17 protein-coding genes are annotated in these 17,800 nt (G+C 66.7%); 4 read left to right on the plus strand and 13 right to left on the minus strand.

What is annotated here, in order from left to right:
* Positions 1-45: 45 nt before the first annotated feature.
* From ispG to dxr, 3 genes are all read right to left on the minus strand, one after another.
* Positions 46-2,076, minus strand: coding sequence for a (E)-4-hydroxy-3-methylbut-2-enyl-diphosphate synthase (gene ispG / locus DB354_RS18565; protein ID WP_107837144.1), 2,031 nt, complete (start codon positions 2,074-2,076; stop codon positions 46-48).
* A gap of 150 nt (positions 2,077-2,226) precedes the next feature.
* Positions 2,227-3,687 carry an RIP metalloprotease RseP gene (rseP, locus tag DB354_RS18570; RefSeq protein ID WP_107837145.1) on the minus strand — a complete coding sequence of 487 codons (1,461 nt, stop codon included), beginning with the start codon at positions 3,685-3,687 and terminating at the stop codon, positions 2,227-2,229.
* 14 nt (positions 3,688-3,701) lie between these two features.
* The gene (gene dxr, locus DB354_RS18575; RefSeq protein ID WP_233256697.1) at positions 3,702-4,880 is read right to left on the minus strand and encodes a 1-deoxy-D-xylulose-5-phosphate reductoisomerase; all 1,179 of its coding nucleotides are present in this window, start codon (positions 4,878-4,880) and stop codon (positions 3,702-3,704) included.
* Between the two features lie 242 nt (positions 4,881-5,122).
* Here dxr and DB354_RS18580 point away from each other — a divergent pair, with 242 nt between their 5' ends.
* Entirely contained in the window at positions 5,123-5,503 is a 381-nt protein-coding gene (locus DB354_RS18580; RefSeq protein WP_158277606.1) for a cyclic nucleotide-binding domain-containing protein, read from the plus strand.
* A 3-nt stretch (positions 5,504-5,506) separates the two neighbouring features.
* On the opposite strand, the gene DB354_RS18585 is transcribed toward DB354_RS18580, so the two are convergent.
* From DB354_RS18585 to DB354_RS18595, 3 genes are all read right to left on the minus strand, one after another.
* Positions 5,507-6,343, minus strand: a complete 837-nt coding sequence (locus tag DB354_RS18585; RefSeq protein WP_107837147.1) for a phosphatidate cytidylyltransferase — start codon at positions 6,341-6,343, stop codon at positions 5,507-5,509.
* 11 nt (positions 6,344-6,354) lie between these two features.
* Entirely contained in the window at positions 6,355-7,107 is a 753-nt protein-coding gene (locus tag DB354_RS18590) for an isoprenyl transferase (RefSeq protein ID WP_107837148.1), read from the minus strand.
* 72 nt (positions 7,108-7,179) lie between these two features.
* Positions 7,180-7,980: a hypothetical protein gene (locus DB354_RS18595; protein ID WP_146180323.1), complete on the minus strand. Its 801-nt coding sequence runs from the start codon at positions 7,978-7,980 to the stop codon at positions 7,180-7,182.
* 28 nt (positions 7,981-8,008) lie between these two features.
* On the opposite strand from DB354_RS18595, the gene DB354_RS18600 reads away from it, so the two are divergent.
* The 3 genes from DB354_RS18600 to DB354_RS18610 all read left to right on the plus strand — a co-directional run bounded on the left by DB354_RS18600 (position 8,009) and on the right by DB354_RS18610 (position 10,257).
* Complete coding sequence (locus DB354_RS18600; RefSeq protein ID WP_107837150.1) at positions 8,009-8,707, plus strand: MTAP family purine nucleoside phosphorylase; 699 nt, start codon at positions 8,009-8,011, stop codon at positions 8,705-8,707.
* A gap of 126 nt (positions 8,708-8,833) precedes the next feature.
* Positions 8,834-9,658 (plus strand): methyltransferase domain-containing protein, encoded by an 825-nt coding sequence (locus tag DB354_RS18605; RefSeq protein ID WP_107837151.1) that lies wholly within the window; start codon positions 8,834-8,836, stop codon positions 9,656-9,658.
* Between the two features lie 14 nt (positions 9,659-9,672).
* Complete coding sequence (locus DB354_RS18610) at positions 9,673-10,257, plus strand: hypothetical protein (RefSeq protein ID WP_107837152.1); 585 nt, start codon at positions 9,673-9,675, stop codon at positions 10,255-10,257.
* A 62-nt stretch (positions 10,258-10,319) separates the two neighbouring features.
* Here DB354_RS18610 and DB354_RS18615 read toward each other — a convergent pair whose 3' ends face one another.
* From DB354_RS18615 to DB354_RS18645, 7 genes are all read right to left on the minus strand, one after another.
* On the minus strand, positions 10,320-11,783 hold the full coding sequence (locus DB354_RS18615; protein ID WP_107837153.1) for an NADH-quinone oxidoreductase subunit N: 1,464 nt from the start codon (positions 11,781-11,783) through the stop codon (positions 10,320-10,322).
* A 76-nt stretch (positions 11,784-11,859) separates the two neighbouring features.
* A complete protein-coding gene (locus tag DB354_RS18620; RefSeq protein ID WP_107837154.1) occupies positions 11,860-13,380 on the minus strand; it encodes an NADH-quinone oxidoreductase subunit M in 1,521 nt (506 codons plus the stop codon).
* An 18-nt stretch (positions 13,381-13,398) separates the two neighbouring features.
* Positions 13,399-15,195, minus strand: coding sequence for a Na(+)/H(+) antiporter subunit D (locus DB354_RS18625; protein WP_233256698.1), 1,797 nt, complete (start codon positions 15,193-15,195; stop codon positions 13,399-13,401).
* Positions 15,185-15,445 (minus strand): hypothetical protein, encoded by a 261-nt coding sequence (locus tag DB354_RS18630; RefSeq protein ID WP_107837155.1) that lies wholly within the window; start codon positions 15,443-15,445, stop codon positions 15,185-15,187. The genes DB354_RS18625 and DB354_RS18630 overlap by 11 nt, the downstream gene beginning before the upstream one ends.
* 16 nt (positions 15,446-15,461) lie before the next feature.
* Entirely contained in the window at positions 15,462-16,931 is a 1,470-nt protein-coding gene (locus DB354_RS18635; protein WP_107837156.1) for a monovalent cation/H+ antiporter subunit D family protein, read from the minus strand.
* Positions 16,932-16,934: 3 nt separating this feature from the next.
* Positions 16,935-17,261: an NADH-quinone oxidoreductase subunit NuoK gene (nuoK, locus tag DB354_RS18640; protein ID WP_107837157.1), complete on the minus strand. Its 327-nt coding sequence runs from the start codon at positions 17,259-17,261 to the stop codon at positions 16,935-16,937.
* Positions 17,258-17,794, minus strand: coding sequence for an NADH-quinone oxidoreductase subunit J (locus DB354_RS18645; protein ID WP_107837158.1), 537 nt, complete (start codon positions 17,792-17,794; stop codon positions 17,258-17,260). The genes nuoK and DB354_RS18645 overlap by 4 nt, the downstream gene beginning before the upstream one ends.
* Between the last annotated feature and the right edge of the window lie 6 nt (positions 17,795-17,800).

The raw sequence follows: 17,800 nt of genomic DNA on the forward strand, positions 1-17,800 counted from the left end.
CTTTCCCGGCGGGACGTGGCTTTTCGAATACGGCAGGGCGAGGGTTCAGGCGGACACCGGCGCCTCCGGCTCCGTCCATTTCCCGTGCTCCTTGATCAGGGCGATCAGGCGCTCGTCGGCCTCGGCCTGCGGGATGTTGTACTGCACGCATTCCTTGCCCACGTAGAGGTTGATCCGGCCGGGCGCGCCGCCCACGTAGCCGAAGTCGGCGTCGGCCATCTCCCCGGGGCCATTCACAATGCAGCCCATGATGGCGAGCTTCACGCCCTTGAGGTGACCGGTCTTCTCGCGGATGCGCTGCGTGGTCGACTGGAGATCGAAGAGCGTGCGGCCGCAGCTCGGGCAGGCGACGTATTCAGTCTTCGAAATGCGCGCCCCGGCGCCCTGGAGCACGTTATAGCTCAGCTTGGTAGCCCGGACCAGGTCAGCCTCCGTTTCGATGCTCACGAGGTCCCCGAGGCCGTCGCACAACAGCGCGCCGGTCAGGATGGATGACTCGAGGAGCTTGGAGAGAAACGTAGTCTCCGCCCGCACCGCGGTGCGCGTGGTATTGCGGATCCAAAGCGGCGCGTGCGAGCCGAGCGCGCGCAGCGCCTCCGCCAGCGCCCGGTATGCGCCCACCGCGTGGTTGGCGCCTCCAGAATCCGGATACTGTCCGCCGTCCCAGGTAAAGAGCAGGCGCGCCGGGTCCAAGGCCTGGAGCACGGGCGCCAAGGTCGGGACGGATGCAGCGCTTACCGCGCACGCGAGGACGCCGTCGGTGTCCCGGGCCACCTCCGCCCAGGTCCGGAGCGCGTCCGTCTCGCCGGCGCCGAAAGCGCGCAGGAGCACCGTGCGCGGGCGGAGCCCGGTGAGGGCCGGGCGCACCGCTGCGGGCTCCAGGCCGGGAGCGAGTTCGAGCACGAGGAAATGTCCGGCGGGAAGCGGGGTGACGCTGGCGCGCAGCCGCGCGAGATCGGCGGCGGTATCGATCGGCAGCAGCAGGCCTTCGGCGGGCGTGTCCTTCAGCGGGTTCCGACGGTCAGCCGGCGGCAGCGACGCCAGACCGGCGAGCGAGGTGCGGACGATGACGCGCGGCGGCTGGTCGCCGCCGGCGACCACCTGGTCGGCCAAGGGCAGCGGAGCCGTGGGGCGCCGGGCAAAGTGATACGGGTCGATGGCGTCAGTCCCGGGCGCCGCCATGCCTCCCTGCCAGAGCGACATGGCCTTGGCCGCGATCGCCTGTGCGACCGGGATCTCGTACACGCTGTCCTCGGTGAGCGAGACGCGGATCGTGTCGCCCAGGCCGTCAAGCAGGAGCGAGCCGATCCCGATGGCGCTCTTGATCCGGCCGTCTTCGCCGTCGCCCGCCTCGGTGACGCCGAGGTGGAGCGGGTAGTGCATGTTCTCCTGGGCCATGCGGGCGACGAGCAGGCGGTACGCCTGGATCATGACCTTGGGGTTCGAGGCCTTCATCGACAGGACGATCTGCCGGTAGTCGTGGGCCTCGGCGATGCGGAGAAATTCGAGCGCGCTCTCGACCATGCCCAGCGGGGAGTCGCCGTAGCGGTTCATGATGCGGTCGCTGAGCGAACCGTGGTTCGTGCCGATGCGCATGGCCCGGCCGAGTTCGCGGCAGCGGCGCACCAGCGGCGAAAACGCGTCATGCAACCGCTGCAGCTCGGACTCATATTCGGCATCCGAATACTCGCGGACGTTGAAGCGCTTCTTGTCGGCGTAGTTGCCGGGGTTGACGCGAATCTTCTCCACGTGCTCCACGGCTTCCATCGCCGCGCTCGGCAGAAAGTGGATGTCGGCCACGAGCGGGATGTGGCTGAAGCCGGCGGCGCTGAACTGCGCGCGGATGTCCCGGAGGCACTTGGCGGCGGCGATGTTGGGCGCGGTGACGCGGACGATCTCGCAGCCGACCTCGGCGAGCGCGATGGACTGCCGCACGGTCGCGGCGACGTCCTGGGTGTCGCTCGTGGTCATCGATTGGATGCGGATCGGGTTGGATCCGCCGACGCCGACGGCGCCAATTTTCACCTCGAGCGAGGGGCGGCGGACGGTCTGGAACCGGGACGGGCAGTAGGACATGGGAAGTGGCAGAGAAATGAAGCGGCAGTTCGGCCCATTGGCGAGCCCGTGACCGCGGCTGGCCCGGGCGATGCAGCGGCGCGCGCGCGGACGTCTGGCCCGCAGCGACATGCGAGTGTCGGGCGTCCTTTTTGACGCGCCGACGGGTGTCTACTTGGCGGGCGCCGGGGCCGGAGTGGGAGCTGGGGCCGACTCTGGAGCCGGCTTGGCGGGCGCCTCGGCGGCGCGCTCGGCCTTGGAGTCGCGCACGATGCGCGGGATATCCACGAAGAAGCTGATGTACCCGATCATCGCGAAGATCAGGACGAAGAAGACGCTCTGCGTGGCCATGACGAAGTTCGTCGGCAGCGCGCGGCCGCGGAGACGGGCGATGGTGGCAAACAGCATTTGGCCGCCGTCGAGCACCGGGATCGGCAGGAGATTGAGGATCGCGAGGTTCACGTTGACCAGGATTGTGAACCAGAGGGCGAATGGCAGGCCGGCCCGCGAGACGTCCACGAAGTTGCTGATGATGCCGATCGGGCCGCTCAGATGGGAAATACCGATGTCGGAACGGGGATTCACCAGCGCCCACAGCGTGCGGAACGTTTTCACCACGCAGTCGCCGACCTGGGCAAAAGGCGAGGGGTGCGTGTAGACGAAGTCGGTCTTGAGGGCGACGATGCCGACCTCCCCGCCGTCCTTGGGCCGGCTCATGGAGAGGGTGCGGGCCTCGCCACCGCGAAGGATGGAGAGCTCCAGCGGCTTGTCGCCGGGCGCGCGCAACGCGTCGACGAGCTGGGTGAGGGTCAGGACGGGTTTCTGGTCGATGGCAACGATGCGGTCGTCCAATTGCAGCCCGGACTGGGCGGCGGGGGTGCCGGGGGCGATGCGCCCGATGACGAGCTTGGCGACGGTGGTGAACCCGACCATGCGAACCTTCTCGTTGCCGCTGATGACGGGCTGGATGGGGAGATCGACCTGGCGGCCCTCACGTCGCACGGTGAACACCGTCTGGCGCTGGCCGTCGCTCCAGCCGCTGCTGAGCGCCAGGTGTTCGACGATGTCGTTGAACGTCTGCACCGGCGCGCCGTCGACGGCGAGAATGACGTCACCGGGCTTGAGACCCGCCTTTACCGCCGGGCTGACGACCTCCTGTTTGTCCGCGGTTTTGATCGTCGGCATGATCTCGGCGACCGTCGTCGACGAGAACCCGGTGGCGACGGGTTGGCCGATGTACCAGACGATGCAGGCAAGGGCGAAGGCGAACAGGATGTTGAACGTCGCGCCAGCGACGAAGACGATCATCTTGGTCGCGTAGTTCACCGGAGGCAGCGCATCGGCGGAGGTCTTGCTTTCGCCCTCGATGGCCCCGAGGTCCGCCAGTTGCGGAAGGAGCACGTAGCCGCCGAGCGGAATCCAGGAAATTCGGTACTCCACGCCGTCACGCCCGTGCCAGGACCAGATGGCCGGTCCGAAGCCGATGGAGAAGCGTTCGACGTGGGCGCCGCGCCGGCGGGCGGCGAGGAAGTGCCCCAGTTCATGCACAAAGATCGAGCCACCAAAGAGCAGCACGACCAGAAACATGACCCAAACGTTGGAGAAGATGGACTGCAGGAGGTCGGAGGACACGGGCGGCGAAGAGGTTAGGCGAGCCGGGACGTGGCAACACGCCGGGCTTCGGAGTCGGTGGCGAGGACAGCGGCGAGATCGCCGGGTTCAAAGTTGGTGATCGTGTCGAGAGTCTGCTCAACAACCCGCGGAATCGCAAGGTACGGGATCCGGTGCGCGAGGAAGGCGGCGACAGCAATTTCGTTGGCGGCGTTGAACACGGCGGGGGCGACGCCGCCGATCCGCATGCAGTGGCGCGCCAGCCGGAGCATGGGGAAACGCGTCTCGTCGACCGGTCGGAACTCGAGCCCGATCAGCCGTGAGAAGTCCAGGGGCGCTTCGACGCCGTTCACGCGCTCGGGGTGGAGGAGCGCATGTTGGATCGGGAACGTCATCGAGGGAGGACAGAGCTGCGCGAGCAGCGCGCCGTCGGTGAACTCGACCAGGGAGTGGACGATACTCTGCGGGTGCAGGACCGTGGTGCACTGGTCGCACTGCAGGCCGAACAACCATTGGGCCTCGATCAGTTCGAGCCCCTTGTTGGCCAGCGTGGCGGAGTCGACGGTCACCTTGGGCCCCATGGCCCAGTTGGGGTGCTTGAGGGCGTCGGCTGGCGTGACATGCGCGAGGCGCTCGGCCGGCCAGTCGCGGAATGCTCCGCCGCTGGCCGTGAGAATGATGCGACGGACGGCCTCGTGCCGGTGCCCTTCGAGGCATTGGAAGACCGCGTTGTGTTCGCTGTCGACCGGCAGCAGGCGGGCGTGGTTCGCCCGGGCCGAGGCCATCACGAACTTGCCGGCGAGGACGAGGATCTCCTTCGAGGCCAGGGCCAGGGCCTTGCCGGCCGCCAGGGCCGCGAGCGCGGGTTCGAGGCCGGTGGTGCCGACAACGGCGACAAGCACGATATCGGCCTCGGGCAACTGCGAGAGCTCAACCAAGCCCGCCAGTCCGCCCACGATCTTCGTGTCCGGGGGAAAGGAGCTGGCGTCGGCCCGGGCGGCGCGGAACGCCTCGTCCTCGAACACGCCGACGTGCCGCACGTTGTGTTCGCGCGCGATGGCCGCGAGCTTGCCCCAATTCGCCCGGGCGGCGATGCCGACCAGTTCGAGCTTGTCGCGGTGGGCGTTGATGACGCGCAGCGTGTTTTCGCCGATGGAACCCGTGGCGCCGAGGAGGACGACACGTTTGCGGGGGCGTGAAGTGGAGGCTGGCACGAAAGGCGACGTTATGCGGCAGCGTCGCCGGGGTTCGCAAGCATTCCGTCGGGAGCGGAGAACCGGCGCGATGGGCGGCAGTTTTGGCAGCCCGGGACGGCCGCCTGGTGCGTTGACTCTCCTCTGGGCGCGGCTAGAGAACACCCATGAAGAATCCGCCCCATTCTTCGACTGTTACCCCAGAGCGGCGACTCAAGCTTTTGACCGGCATCCCCGGTTTTGGGAGTCTGCCTGAAACGTTGTTGACCGAACTCGCTGCCAACCTGCACGAAGAGCACTTCCCGCTCGGCGCGGTGATCGTCGCCGAGGGCGACGTTGGCGACCGGCTTTACCTGATCGAAAGTGGGGAGGCGGAGGTTTCCACTCCGGGTGCGGTGGAGGCCGTTTCGCTGGCGGTGCTGGGACCCGGCGACATGTTTGGCGAGATTGCGCTTCTCTCGGCCCAAGGGCGGCGGCAGGCCACCGTCACCGCCCTCACGCCCGTGACCACGCTCAGCCTCATGTCGTCCGCGTTCGAGGCGGCGCTGGCGGCTTGCCCCGACGTGCGCTTCGACCTCGCCGCCACGGCGGACACGCTCCTGACCGCCAAATTCCTGAAGCAGCAGGGCAGTTGGCGATCCTGAGCGTCAGGTCAGGAGCGTCAGGAAGAAGTAGCCGGCCGCGCCCGTCAGCATCAGGCTGTCACTCATGTCGAAGAACCCGCCTTGGGCGGGGAGGATCGAGCCTGAGTCCTTGATGTTGGCGCGGCGCTTGATCGCCGACTCCACGAGGTCGCCCACAATGCCCAGCAATGCGATGGGCAGCGCGAGCAGCGCGCCCATCAGCGGCGTAAGCGCGGCGGGCAGCAGGCTGCGTCCGAACCAGGCGATCGCCGCGCCGATGGCCATCGACGCGAGGGTGCCGCCGATCGCGCCTTCCCACGTTTTCTTGGGGCTGATCAGCGGCGACATCTTGTGCCGCCCGATCGCGAGGCCCGTCAGAAGGCCGCCCATGTCGCAGAACTTCGTCGCGGCAATCACCCAGAGGCAGAACACCAGCCGGCCGTCCGGCGAGATCGCCTCGCCCGGCAGCGGCAGGAGGATGCGCACGAAGTACTGCATCAGCAGCGAAACGTAGAGCAGCCCGAACAGGGTGGGACCGAGCGCCTCGACCCGATTTTCCGGCGTGCGTTCACCGAGGAGCCGGACGGAGAAGACGATCACAGCGAGAGCCAGGAAAAGATGCGCGGGCAGGATTGGCAGATAGAGCTCGATCACCGGCGCGGCGGTCACGAGTCCACCCAGCACGGTCGCGGTCTTGTCGAAGGGTGCGTAGCCGCAGCCCCGCATGAGCACGTAGAATTCGCGCAACGTGCCCATGGACACGATCAGCGCCAGGGCGATGGCGCCGTAGTTGCGGAAGTACCACATCGTCGCGACCACGATCGCCCAGAGGAGCGTGGAACTGAAAACACGTTTGCCCACGGTGAGTCGGTTTAGCGGACGTTCGCGGGCGCGGTGGCCCTGATCTGTTCACTGGTGAGGCCGAAACGGCGCTCGCGGCGGTTGTAGTCCGCGATGGCCGCCTCGAGGTCTGCCTTGGTGAAGTCCGGCCAGAGCACCGGGGTGAAGACGAACTCGGCGTACGCCGCCTGAAGCAGGAGAAAGTTGCTGACGCGCCGCTCGCCGGAGGTGCGGATGACGAGATCCGGATCGGGCATGTCGCTCGTGTACAGGTACCGGCTGAACGACGACCAGTTGGGATCGTTGAGCTTGGCCTCGCCGTTCGCGACGGCTGCAGCGTACGCGCGGGCGGCATCCATCACCTCGGTGCGGGCGCCGTAGTTCAGCGCGAGCACGAGCGTGTAGTCGGTGAAGTGTTTGGTCTCCTCGGCGGTCGCCGTGAGGAGTTTCCGGATGCCGGCCGGCAGCTCTTCGGTGCGTCCGATGGTGCGGAAACGCACGCGGTCGCGCACGAACGTCTCGAGCTCCTTTTTCAGGTAGAACTCGAGCAGGCTCATCAGCGTGCCGACCTCGTCCTGCGGCCGCTTCCAGTTCTCGATCGAGAAGGCGTAGAGCGTGAGCATGCGCACGCCCAAGTCGCGCGCGGCGAACGTGATTGTCCGCACGGTTTCCACTCCCCGCCGATGGCCTTCGGCACGCGGCAAACCCCGTTGCGTGGCCCAGCGGCCGTTGCCGTCCATGATGATGGCTACGTGGGCGGGACTGTTTGCGGTGGGTGCGGCCATGCGGTTTGGCGAAGGTAGGGCGGCCGCGTGCGCGTTGACAAGGCTCGTGAACGGCGAGGTGAGCCGCGGGCGCTAAAACACCCGCAGAAAGGCGTGCGGGCCCACGTCGAGGAACGTCGGGGTGTCCGGCGCGGGGAGCGTGCGCATCAGTTGTCCCTGCTCGTCGAAGACGCCAATTTCGGCATCGGCATCGGCCAGGGGCGCGTAGAGCTCCCGGGCGTCGGAGTCGAAGGCGATGGCGGCGCGGACGTGCCGCGCGAGCTGGAACTTACCGGTGTTCAGGCCGGTGAGGGAAAAGCGGTGGAGGGTCAGCCCGTCCTCGAGCAGCACGAGCAGAGAGTCCTGCCGCGCGTCGAACGCGACGCCCAAGGGCGGGGTTGCGACGCCCTGCAAGGGAATGCGCCCGATGATGGCGCCCAGGCGGCTCGTTTCGACGAGTTCGGCGCGCGTGGCGTCGAGGAGGAAAAGGTGGCCGTCGCGGGGATTGAGCGCGAGGTCGCCGCCCGGTCCCGGGCTCGGGTCGATGGTGAACGCCCGCTTGATCGCCCGGGCGGGGCGGTCGACGACGCGGATTTGGTTTCCCGGCGCGAGCCGCAGGAAGAAGTGGTCGGTGAACGGATCGTAGGCGAACCCGGTAACGGTGTCGCCGGGTTCGAGAAAGCTGGGGACGTCGCGCGCGACGTCGCGGCCGTCCAGGGCGCGGTCGCGAATCTCGGGGGCGCGGGGGGCGACCGTGTAGAGATGCGCCGGCCCGGGAGTGGCGCACCCGGCCAGAAGCAGGGAGGCGAGCAGGGGCAGGAGTTGGCGAAGCATCGCGGCCGGGGTGGCGGCGGACTGCGCGCGTGGGCCGTTCATCCAAATCGGTGTTGTCATCGTTCGAGGCGCTGGTGTGACTCGCCGCATGAAAGTCGCGTTTGTAAGTGGCACCAGCATCGTCAACTCCACGTTGTTTTCGTCCTGGGAGGTGAAGACGGTCGAGACGAAATATGGGCCGGTGACGTACAAGAGCCGGGGCGAGCATGCCCTCATCAACCGGCACGGCTACCAGTTTCCGCTCCCGCCGCACTCCATCAATTACCGCGCGAACATCCGCGCTCTGGCCGATCTCGGCTTCGTCGACATCGTTTCGCTGAACTCGGTGGGGTCGCTGAAGAAGGACCTGCCCCCGGGGACGTTCGTGTCCTGCTCGGACTACGTGTGCCTGCAGCAGGGGCCGATGACGTACTTTGATAACGAACTGCGCGGTGGCGCGCCGGGCATCGCCAACAACCTGATTCCCAAGCTCACCGCGGGACTCGCATCAGAGTTCACGATCGAGACCGGCAAAGTCTACGTGCAGATGCGCGGCCCGCGCTTCGAGACCAAGGCGGAGATCCGCGTGGTGAAGGACTGGGGCGACGTGATCGGCATGACCGCGGCGCACGAGGCGGACCTGTGCACCGAACTCGGCCTGCGGTACAACAGCCTCGCGCTGATCGACAATTACGCCAACGGGCTCGAGGGGACCGAGATCGACTTCGCCAAGTTCAAGGAGCTGGTGAAAGACAATCAGCTCCGCGTGAACCGGCTCTTCCAGCGCATGCTGGAGATCCTGGCCTGACGCGCTTCGCCGCGCGCAGGTCGTCCAACCTTCGATCTCACTTCCAAGCTTCGCCACGGTGGAGCGCGGGCCTCAGGAGGCCGCCACTCCGCCGGGCCCCCACGCTGCCAACGGCCTCTTCCCACCATGAGCCAGCCCTACGTCCACGGCTACGCGCCACGTGAACGCGAACGCCTGGAAGACCAGGCGGACGCCCTCGTCGAGCTGCTGCACGCGGACACGGCGTACCCGGCGGGGAGCCGCGTGCTCGAGGTGGGGTGCGGAGTGGGGGCGCAGACCATCCAGCTGGCGCGCCGCAGCCCGGGGGCGCGCATCACGTCGGTCGATGTGTCGAGCGAGTCGGTGGCCGCCGCGCGGGAGAAAGTGACGGCGGCGGGGCTGACGAACGTGTCCTTCCGGCAGGCGGACCTATTTGCCCTGCCGTTTCCGCCGGCGTCATTCGATCACGTGTTCGTCTGCTTCGTGCTCGAGCATCTGCGCCGCCCGGTGGATGCGCTGCTGAGTTTGCGCAGCCAACTGACGCCGGGCGGGACAATCACCGTGATCGAGGGCGACCACGGCTCGACCTGCTTTCATCCCGACAGCGCGGCGGCGCGCGCCGCGATCGCGTGTCAGGTCGAACTGCAGCGTCGGGCCGGCGGCGACGCCCTGATCGGGCGGCAGGTTTACCCTTTGCTCATCGCGGCCGGTTACGACGACGTGCGCGTCACGCCCCGGCAGGTGTACGTCGATTCCAGCCGGCCGGCGTTGGTGGATGGCTTCACGTGTCGGACCTTCACCGCGATGATCGAGGGCGTGCGCGAATCGGCCGTGAACGCCGGTCTGGCCAAGCCCGCCGAGTTCGACGCGGGCATCCACGACCTGAAGCGCACCGCCGGCGCTGACGGGGTGTTCTGCTACACGTTCTTCAAGGGCACGGGCCGCAAGCCCGCGGCCGGCAGCGCCGTCTGACGCATCTTTCCTCCATGCCCACATCCGACCTCGAACTCGAAAGAGATTCCTTCATTGCGCAGAGCGGCCGGTTCCTGGCGTTTCCGATCGCGGGCGCGGTGGTGTGGACGGTGGTCGGTATCCTGGGCCTGCTGCTCCCGCCGCTCACCGCCCGTTACGCGCTGGTCTTCGGCAGCGGCGTGATCTTCCCGCTGGCGTTGCTGGTGGCCCGGTTCACCGGCCAGCGCGTGTTCATCCCGGGCAATCGTTTTGCCAACCTCATGGGCTTGTCGGTCCTGATGGTGAACCTGCTCTGGGCGTTGCACCTGGCCCTGCTCACGTCGCGGTCCGCGCACCTGATGCCGCTGTCGCTCGCGATCGGCCTTGGCCTGCACTGGATCGTGTTTGGCTGGATCATCCAGGCCCCGCTGGGCCTCGTGCATGCGATCGTGCGCACGGTGCTGTGCACAGTGGTGACGTTTGCCTTCCCGCAGCACAGCCTCACCGCCGTGGCGTTTGCGGTCGTCGCCTGCTACGCGATGACGATGGTGCAACTCGTGGCGTTCTTCCGCCGGTGGACGCCCGCCGGGGCCCGGGCGGAGACGGCGATCAGCGCCTGAGCAAAAAAACAGCGGCGCGGCAGATGCCGGGCCGCTGGGCGGAGAGGATGGCGTTCGGGCGCTTACCGGCCCGCGATGGTCGTGGCGATCGGCGCGATCGTGTCGGTCACGGCGCGGCCGAAGCCCTCCAGGACCGGGGTGGGGACGACGCCGAGGGCGACGATGCAGACGATGAGCGCGACGCACAGGCCGCGGGTCTGCCAGTCGAGGACGATCGGGCTTTCGTCCGCGTGCTCGACCTTCTCGCCGAACACCGCCTTCCGAACGACGTTCAGGTAGTAGTAGATCGCGATCGCGGCGTTGAGCATCGCGATCACCACCAGGGCCACGTGGCCCTGGGCGAACGCCGCCGTGAGGAGCGAGAGCTTGCCCATGAACCCGACGAAGGGCGGGATGCCGGCGAGGCCGAAAAGCCCGACCAGCAGCGTGAGCGCCAGCAGCGGGGAACGGCGATGGAGGCCGGCGAGTTCGTCGATGCCGACGTTGGCGCCGTCGCGCGCCACCCGGCTGATCACCAGGAAGCAGGCGAGGACCATGAGCATGTAGCCGGAGATGTAATACAGAGCAGCGCCGTACCCGGCCTCGCTGAGGGAGACGAAGCCGACGAGCGCATAGCCGGCGTGCGCGATGGCGGAGAAGCCGAGGAGGCGCTTGAGGTCCTTCTGGGCGAGGGCGATGAGGTTGCCGTAGAACATCGAGCCGATCGCCAGGCAGGTCAGGATCGTGGCGATGGCGTGATTCGCGGGCGTCGCGAGGGAGACGAAGCGCACCAGCACCGCAACGGCGCCGATCTTCGGGAGGGAGGCGATCAGGCTCGTCGTCTCGTTGGAGGCGCCCTGGTAGACGTCGGGGGTCCAGAAATGGAAGGGGAAGACGGCCAGCTTGTAGAGGAAGCCGGCGAAGGTGAGCGTCAGGCCGGCGATGGCGAGCGGCGTGCCCATGACCGGGGCGAGGCGGGCGACCATGGCCGGGATGTGCGTCGTGCTGGTCAGGCCGAACAGGTAGCTCAGGCCGAAGAACATGATGCCGTTGGCGGCGACGCCGAACATGATGTACTTCACGGCCGACTCCATCTGCATGCGCTGGCCCTCGCGCTCGCGGCGCATGGCGACCATCAGGTACAGCGGGAAGGAGGAGAGCTCGAGGGCGATGACGATCGTGATCGCGTCGAGGCTGCTGACCAGCATCAGGAGGCCCGAGATGCTGAGCGTGAGGAACAGGTAATATTCGGGGCGGACCTTCTCGCGGACATCCGGCAGCCGGCCATTGATGACGGCGACGGCGGTGAAGCCGGCGGTGAGCACGAGCTTGAGCAGCTGGGAGAAGAGGTCGACCCGGTACGCGCCGCTGAACAGGACCGCGGTCTGGCCCAGCGTGCCGATGCTGGCGAGCAGCGCGACCAGTCCGGTGGCCAGCGCGACGTGGCGGGCACGTGTGCCGGCTGATTCGCCGAGCGTCAGCGCGAACAGCACGAACGCGCCGAGCAGGACGACCAGCTCAGGGAGGAAGGCGAGGAAGGAATTCATCGGAGAACCCGGGCAGGGCGCGGGTGATAAGTTGGGCGTTGAAAAGCGGGGAAGCGGAGGGCGCGGAGGCGGCAGATCAGCCGGCAACGGAGGCGACCGCGGCGGCGGCGGCCGGCACCGCGTGCCCCGCCTGCTGGAGGATCCGAAGGACGCTGGCGTGCATCACGTCGATGAACGGCTGCGGGTGGAGGCCGATCCAGAAGACGAAGACCAGCAGCGGCAGCAGGGTGACGACCTCGCGGAAGTTGAGATCGGTGAGGTCATGATGCTGCGGGTTCTGCGGGCTGCCGTAGGCGACCTTCTGCAGCGTGCGGAGCATGTAGGCCGCGGCCAGGATGACGCCCGGGACGACGCAGAGCGTCATCCACTTGGAGTGGCTGAAGCTGCCGGCCAGGACCAGGAACTCGCCGACGAAGCTGTTGGTGGCCGGGAAGGCGAGGGAGGAGAGGCAGAAGACGCCGAAGAAGCCGGTGAACACGGGCATGTACTTGCCGATGCCGGCCGCGGCGCTGAGGTCGCGCGTGTGCAGGCGCTCGTAGATGATGCCGACGCAGATGAAGAGCGCGCCGGTCGTGATGCCGTGGTTGATCATCACCAGCGTGGCGCCTTCGACGCCGTTCACGTTCAGAACGAAGATGCCGAGCGTGGCGAAGCCCATGTGGGCGACGCTGGAGTAGGCGACCAGCTTCTTGAGATCGGTCTGGGCGAGGGCGGTGAAGCCGCCGTAGAGGATCGCGACGACGGACAACGCGAGAATGTACGGGGCAAAGACGGCCGTCGCGTGCGGGGTGATCGGCAGGCAGAACCGCAGGAAACCGTAGGTGCCCATCTTGAGGAGCACGCTGGCGAGGATCACGCTGCCCGCGGTCGGTGCCTCCACGTGCGCGGCGGGGAGCCACGTGTGGAACGGGAACATCGGCACCTTGATGGCGAAGGAGACGAAGAACGCGGCGAAGACCCAGAGCTGGAAGGTGTCGCTGTACGGCTGCCCCATCATGCCCGGGAGGCTGAAGCTGCCGGTCTGGAGGCGCAGGGCGATCAGCGCCACGAGCAGCATCACGGAGCCGGCCATGGTGTAGATGAAGAACTTCAGCGAGGCGTACACCTTGCGCGGGCCGCCCCAGACGCCGATGAGCAGCGCCATCGGGATGAGCATCGCTTCCCAGAAGATGAAGAAGAGGATCGCATCGAGCGCGCTGAACACGCCGACCATGGCGGCCTCCATGACCAGCATGCAGATCATGAACTCCTTCACGCGCGTCTTGATGTAATTCCAGGAGGCCAGGACGCACAGCGGCATGATCAGGGTCGTCAGCAGGACCAGCAGCAGGCTGATGCCGTCGACGCCGAGGGCGTAGTCGATCTTCAGCGCCGGGATCCAGGCGTGCTGTTCGCGGAACTGGAACTCGGCGGACGCCGGGTTGAACCGGCTCCACAGCGGCAGCGAGACCAGCGCGATCGCAGACGTGGCAAGAAACGCCCACCAGCGCAGGAGGCGCTCATTGCCAATCAGGGCGGCCACCGCGGCGGCGACGAGCGGGCTGAAGATCAGCACGCTGAGCAGCGGGAGGCTTTCGGTGAAACAGGAGGAGCTCACTGGAAAAGGGCGCGGTGGTTAGAAGAACAGGACGAAGGCCACGACGATCACGGCGCCGACGCCGAAAGCCATCGTGAGGTTTTCCTGCAAGGCGCCGCGCTGCGAGGTGCGCAGGCGTTCGCCGAGGCGCTTGACGCTGCCGGCGAGGCCGTCGACGACGCCGTCGATCACCTTGCCGTCGAAGACGGCGGCGAGGCGCGAGGAGGCCATCAGCGGGACGAGGCCGCCTACGCGGTAGATCTCACCCACGGCGGTGTCGATCGCCTGGATCGGCTTGGACGCGAGCCACAGGAAGGCCTGGCCGCCCTTGCGGTAGGGCCAGTCGAGATCGAGGCTGATCTTGGCCTCCGGCTGCAGTTTCTTGATCAGCAGGAAGAAGCCGAGCGCGGTGAAGAGGAGGATCTGCAGCGTCTCCGAGACGTGATAGCTGCTGTAAACCACGGCCGCATACTCCGTCGCCGCATTCTGGTAGGGGAGCATCCGATACAGGTACGGCGTGTAGCAGCCGATGAAGATGCAGAGGAATGCCGTGACGCCCATGGCGGCCATCATGTTCCAGGTGGGCTCGCCCGCGCGGTCCCAGGTCTGCTTCGCGCAGTTGTTCTTCCCGAACCAGATGAAGTACGGGACCTTCAGGCCGGTGTGGAGGAAGGTACCGGCGGACGCCAGCATCAGGAGGAAGCCGACCCACAACTTGTGGCTCTCAAACCCGGCGGAGACGATCATCGACTTGCTGACGAAGCCGCTGAAGAGCGGGAACGCCGAGATGGAGAGACCCCCGATGAGGGTGAAGAGGAACGTCCACGGCATCTTCGGGTAGAGGCCACCGAGTTCGGTGAACTTGCTCTTGCCGGTCATGTACAGCACCGAGCCGCAGCCCATGAAGAGCAGGCCCTTGTAAAGGATGTGGGCGAAGGCGTGGGCCACGGCGCCGTTGATGGCGAGTTCCGTCCCGAGGCCGACGCCGGCGACCATGTAGCCGACCTGGCTGATGATGTGGTAGGCGAGGAGGCGACGGCAGTCGTTTTCGAGCACCGCGTAAACAACGCCGTAGAGCGCCATGATGACGCCGAGGGCGATCAGGATCTCCATGCCGGCGAAACCACGGATCAGGGCGTACACCGCGGTCTTCGTCGTGAACGCGCACATGAAGACCGAGCCATTGAAGGTGGCTTCACCGTACGCGTCAGGCAGCCAGGCGTGCAGCGGGGGCACCGCGGCGTTGACCAGGAAGCCGATCAGGATGAGCCAGTCGGCGAGGCCGGCGTGGCTGACGTTGAAGAGATTGAAGGCGAGGCTGCCGGTCGCGTGGTAGTGCAGGACGATGCCCGCGAGGAGCGAAACGCCGCCGGCCACGTGGACCAGCAGGTAGCGGTAACCGGTAGCGAGCGACTGCTCGCGGCCGCGGAACCAGACCAGGAACACCGAGGAGAACGCCATCACTTCCCAGAACAGGAAGAGGGTGAGGAGATCGCCAGCGAAGATCGCGCCGATCGATCCGGCCACATAGGTCCACGCGGCCATGTGCTCGGCGGTGCGCTGCACATGCAGACCGTACAGCGTGCCGAGGATGGCCATCAGCCCCATGATGTAGCCGAACACCTGGCTGAGCTCGTCCACGCGGCCAAACGTCAGCGTGAATTGCGCGACCGTGACCTCGCCGTAAACGCCCTTGGTCAGCGCGACGATGCGAATGAACGTCAGCAGCGGGATGACGATGAGGTAGGCCTTCCGCAGCTGCGCCGGAATCAGCGGCAGCAGCAATCCGCCCAGGAGGAGGATCAGAGCCGGATGGAGCCAAAGGTCACTTATCATAGTAGTCCTCCCGCGTCATGATGCCGGCATGGCCGAAGGCCTTGGAGGCGATGACAATCAGCACACAGGCCAGAAAGCCGAAGACCGACCAGAAGCCGGGGAGGTGCTCGACCTTGGTGTGCGCGTGATGCTTGTCGACGAGCGCCGGAATCGCGTCCGCGATCACCAGCAGGACGAGGACCGCCAGGCACACCTTGACGGTGGTGCGCAGGTTCCGGCGGAAGAACTCGATCAGAGAAAGGAGTTTCATGGTGGGCGTCAGAGGGTCATTTCACGACGGCTTGCGCCAGGTTGAGGAAAACGTCGGGGAAGAAGCCAATCAGGACCGAGATGAGGGCCGTGAGGCAGAGCGGGATCACCATTGCGAGCGGCGCCTCGTGGTGCGGGTGATGCGCGTCCTCGGCGGAGGGCTTGCCGAAGAAGCCCTGGTAGACGATCGGGGCGAAGTACGCGGCGTTCAGGACCGTGGAGGAGATCAGGACGACCACGATGCCGATCGACTTCGCGTCGAGCGCGCCGACGAGCATGTAGAGCTTGCTGATGAACCCGCCGACCGGCGGGGCGCCGATCATGCTGAGGGCGGCGAGGCCGAAGGCGCCGAAGGTGAAGGGCATCGCGCGGCCGAGGCCATTGAGCTCGGAGATGTTCTTCTTGTGGGCGGCGACGTAGATCGCGCCGGCGCAGAAGAAGAGGGTGATCTTCGCGAAGGCGTGGGCGGCGATGTGGAACAGGCCGCCCGCGATGGCCGTCGGCGTGAGCAGGGCGACGCCGAGGATGATGTACGAAAGCTGGCTGACGGTGGAGTAGGCGAGCCGCGCCTTCAGGTTGTTTTTGCTGAGGGCGACGATCGACCCCACGAGGATCGTGATCGAAACGAAGTAGGCGGTGGGCAGCCCGAGGTTGAGCCGGTCCATCGTATCCACGCCGAAGACGTAGAGCATCACGCGGACGGTCGAAAAGACGCCGACCTTGACGACGGCGACGGCGTGCAGGAGCGCGCTGACGGGCGTGGGCGCCACCATTGCGCTGGGCAGCCAGCTGTGCAGCGGCATGATGCCGTTTTTGGCGAAGCCGAGCAGACAGCAGATGTAGAGACCGGTGATGACGCCGTTGTGGACGCTCACCGGGATGATGCCGGTGTGGATGTTGGAGGCGAAATCCAGCGTGCCGGAGAGCACGTAGATCAGCGCCATGGCGGGAAGGATCAGGCCCTTGGCCGTCGTGGTGAGATAGGTGATGTACTTGCGGGCGCCGGCGTAGCCTTCCTCGTCCTGGTGGTGGGCGACGAGCGGGTAGGTGCAGATGCTGACGATCTCGTAGAAGAGGTAGAGCGTCAGGAGATTGTCCGAGAACGCGCAGCCAATGGCGCCGAAGAGGGCGAGGGCGAAGCAGGTGTTGAAGCGCGTCTGGGCGTGCTCCTCGAGGGAGCGCATGTAGCCGGCGGCGTAGAAGACGGTCAGGATCCAGAGGAACGACGCCGCGACGGCGAAGATCATCGAGAGCGCGTCGGCGCGCAGCGAGACGCTCAGCCCAGGGAGGAGCTCAAAGACGGTGAACCGGAGCGTTTCGCCGTGGAGGACCGCCGGGAGCAGGGAGGCGATGATGCCGAACGTGGTGACCGCTGCGAGGAACGAGCACGCTTCGCGCACATTGGGCCGCTTGCCGGTGGCCATCACGAGCCCGGCGCCCGCGAGCGGAGCCAGGATGGCGAACAGGAGGCGAATGTCTGGTTGCATTGGTTAGCCGTTCAGGTCCGAGAGGTCCTCGGAGTGGATCGAGCGGTAATTGCGGTACACCGCGATGATGATGCTGAGCGCGATCGCGACCTCGGCGGCCGCGATGCCCATGATGAAGAGGACGAAAATCTGACCGACGGTGGGATCGGTGACGAAGAAGCGGTTCACCGTCATCAGATTCAGCGACGCGGCGGCGAAGATGAGCTCCCCGGCGATGAGCATGCCGATCAGCGTGCGGCGGCGGATGAGGCCGAAGATCCCCGCGGCCAGGAGGAACGCCGCGAGGATGAAGTACACCGTCGGTTGGTTGGGCAGGTTGACGAGGTTCATCCTTTGGCCCTCCCCGAGCGCGCGATGACGAGGGCGCCCAGAATCGCCACGAGCAGCACGAGCGAGATCAGTTCGAACGCCATGCTGTAGGTGGTGAGGAGGGAAATGCCGATGGCGCGCACGGAGCCGTCCGTGACGCGCTCCGCCGGGACGGTCCAGCCGCCCTTCAAGCTGAGGAAGGAGATGCCCCAGAAGATTGCCCCGCTGACGATCAGCGCGCCGACGCCCCAGAGAATCGAGGAGGAGCGGCCGCCCGCGCGGGCCGGCTCATCCGGCTCGGAGAGCATGATGCCGAAGACGATCGTGACGCAGACGGCGCCGACGTAGATCAGGATCTCCATCAGCGCGAGGAACGGGCTGTTGAGAAAATAGTAGAGGCCAGCGAGGCCGACGCAGGCGAGCATCAGGCCGCAGACGCCGCGGATGATGCGCCGGCTGAGTGCGGCGATCAGCGCGCCACCGATCGTCAGGCCGACCGCGAGGGCGAACACGGCCAGGACGATGTAGCTGGAGAACGGGAAGAGTTCGTTCATGGAGGG

The organism is Opitutus sp. ER46, assembly GCF_003054705.1.
Classification (GTDB): Bacteria; Verrucomicrobiota; Verrucomicrobiia; order Opitutales; family Opitutaceae; genus ER46.

Bases quoted from the DNA above. Each gene is read 5' to 3' on its own strand.
- ispG (WP_107837144.1), bottom strand. From the start codon at position 2,076: ATGTCCTACTGCCCGTCCCGGTTCCAGACCGTCCGCCGCCCCTCGCTC.
- DB354_RS18590 (WP_107837148.1), bottom strand. From the start codon at position 7,107: ATGGCCGCACCCACCGCAAACAGTCCCGCCCACGTAGCCATCATCATG.
- DB354_RS18595 (WP_146180323.1), bottom strand. From the start codon at position 7,980: ATGACAACACCGATTTGGATGAACGGCCCACGCGCGCAGTCCGCCGCC.
- DB354_RS18600 (WP_107837150.1), top strand. From the start codon at position 8,009: ATGAAAGTCGCGTTTGTAAGTGGCACCAGCATCGTCAACTCCACGTTG.
- DB354_RS18605 (WP_107837151.1), top strand. From the start codon at position 8,834: ATGAGCCAGCCCTACGTCCACGGCTACGCGCCACGTGAACGCGAACGC.
- DB354_RS18610 (WP_107837152.1), top strand. From the start codon at position 9,673: ATGCCCACATCCGACCTCGAACTCGAAAGAGATTCCTTCATTGCGCAG.
- DB354_RS18615 (WP_107837153.1), bottom strand. From the start codon at position 11,783: ATGAATTCCTTCCTCGCCTTCCTCCCTGAGCTGGTCGTCCTGCTCGGC.
- DB354_RS18625 (WP_233256698.1), bottom strand. From the start codon at position 15,195: ATGATAAGTGACCTTTGGCTCCATCCGGCTCTGATCCTCCTCCTGGGC.
- DB354_RS18630 (WP_107837155.1), bottom strand. From the start codon at position 15,445: ATGAAACTCCTTTCTCTGATCGAGTTCTTCCGCCGGAACCTGCGCACC.
- DB354_RS18635 (WP_107837156.1), bottom strand. From the start codon at position 16,931: ATGCAACCAGACATTCGCCTCCTGTTCGCCATCCTGGCTCCGCTCGCG.
- nuoK (WP_107837157.1), bottom strand. From the start codon at position 17,261: ATGAACCTCGTCAACCTGCCCAACCAACCGACGGTGTACTTCATCCTC.
- DB354_RS18645 (WP_107837158.1), bottom strand. From the start codon at position 17,794: ATGAACGAACTCTTCCCGTTCTCCAGCTACATCGTCCTGGCCGTGTTC.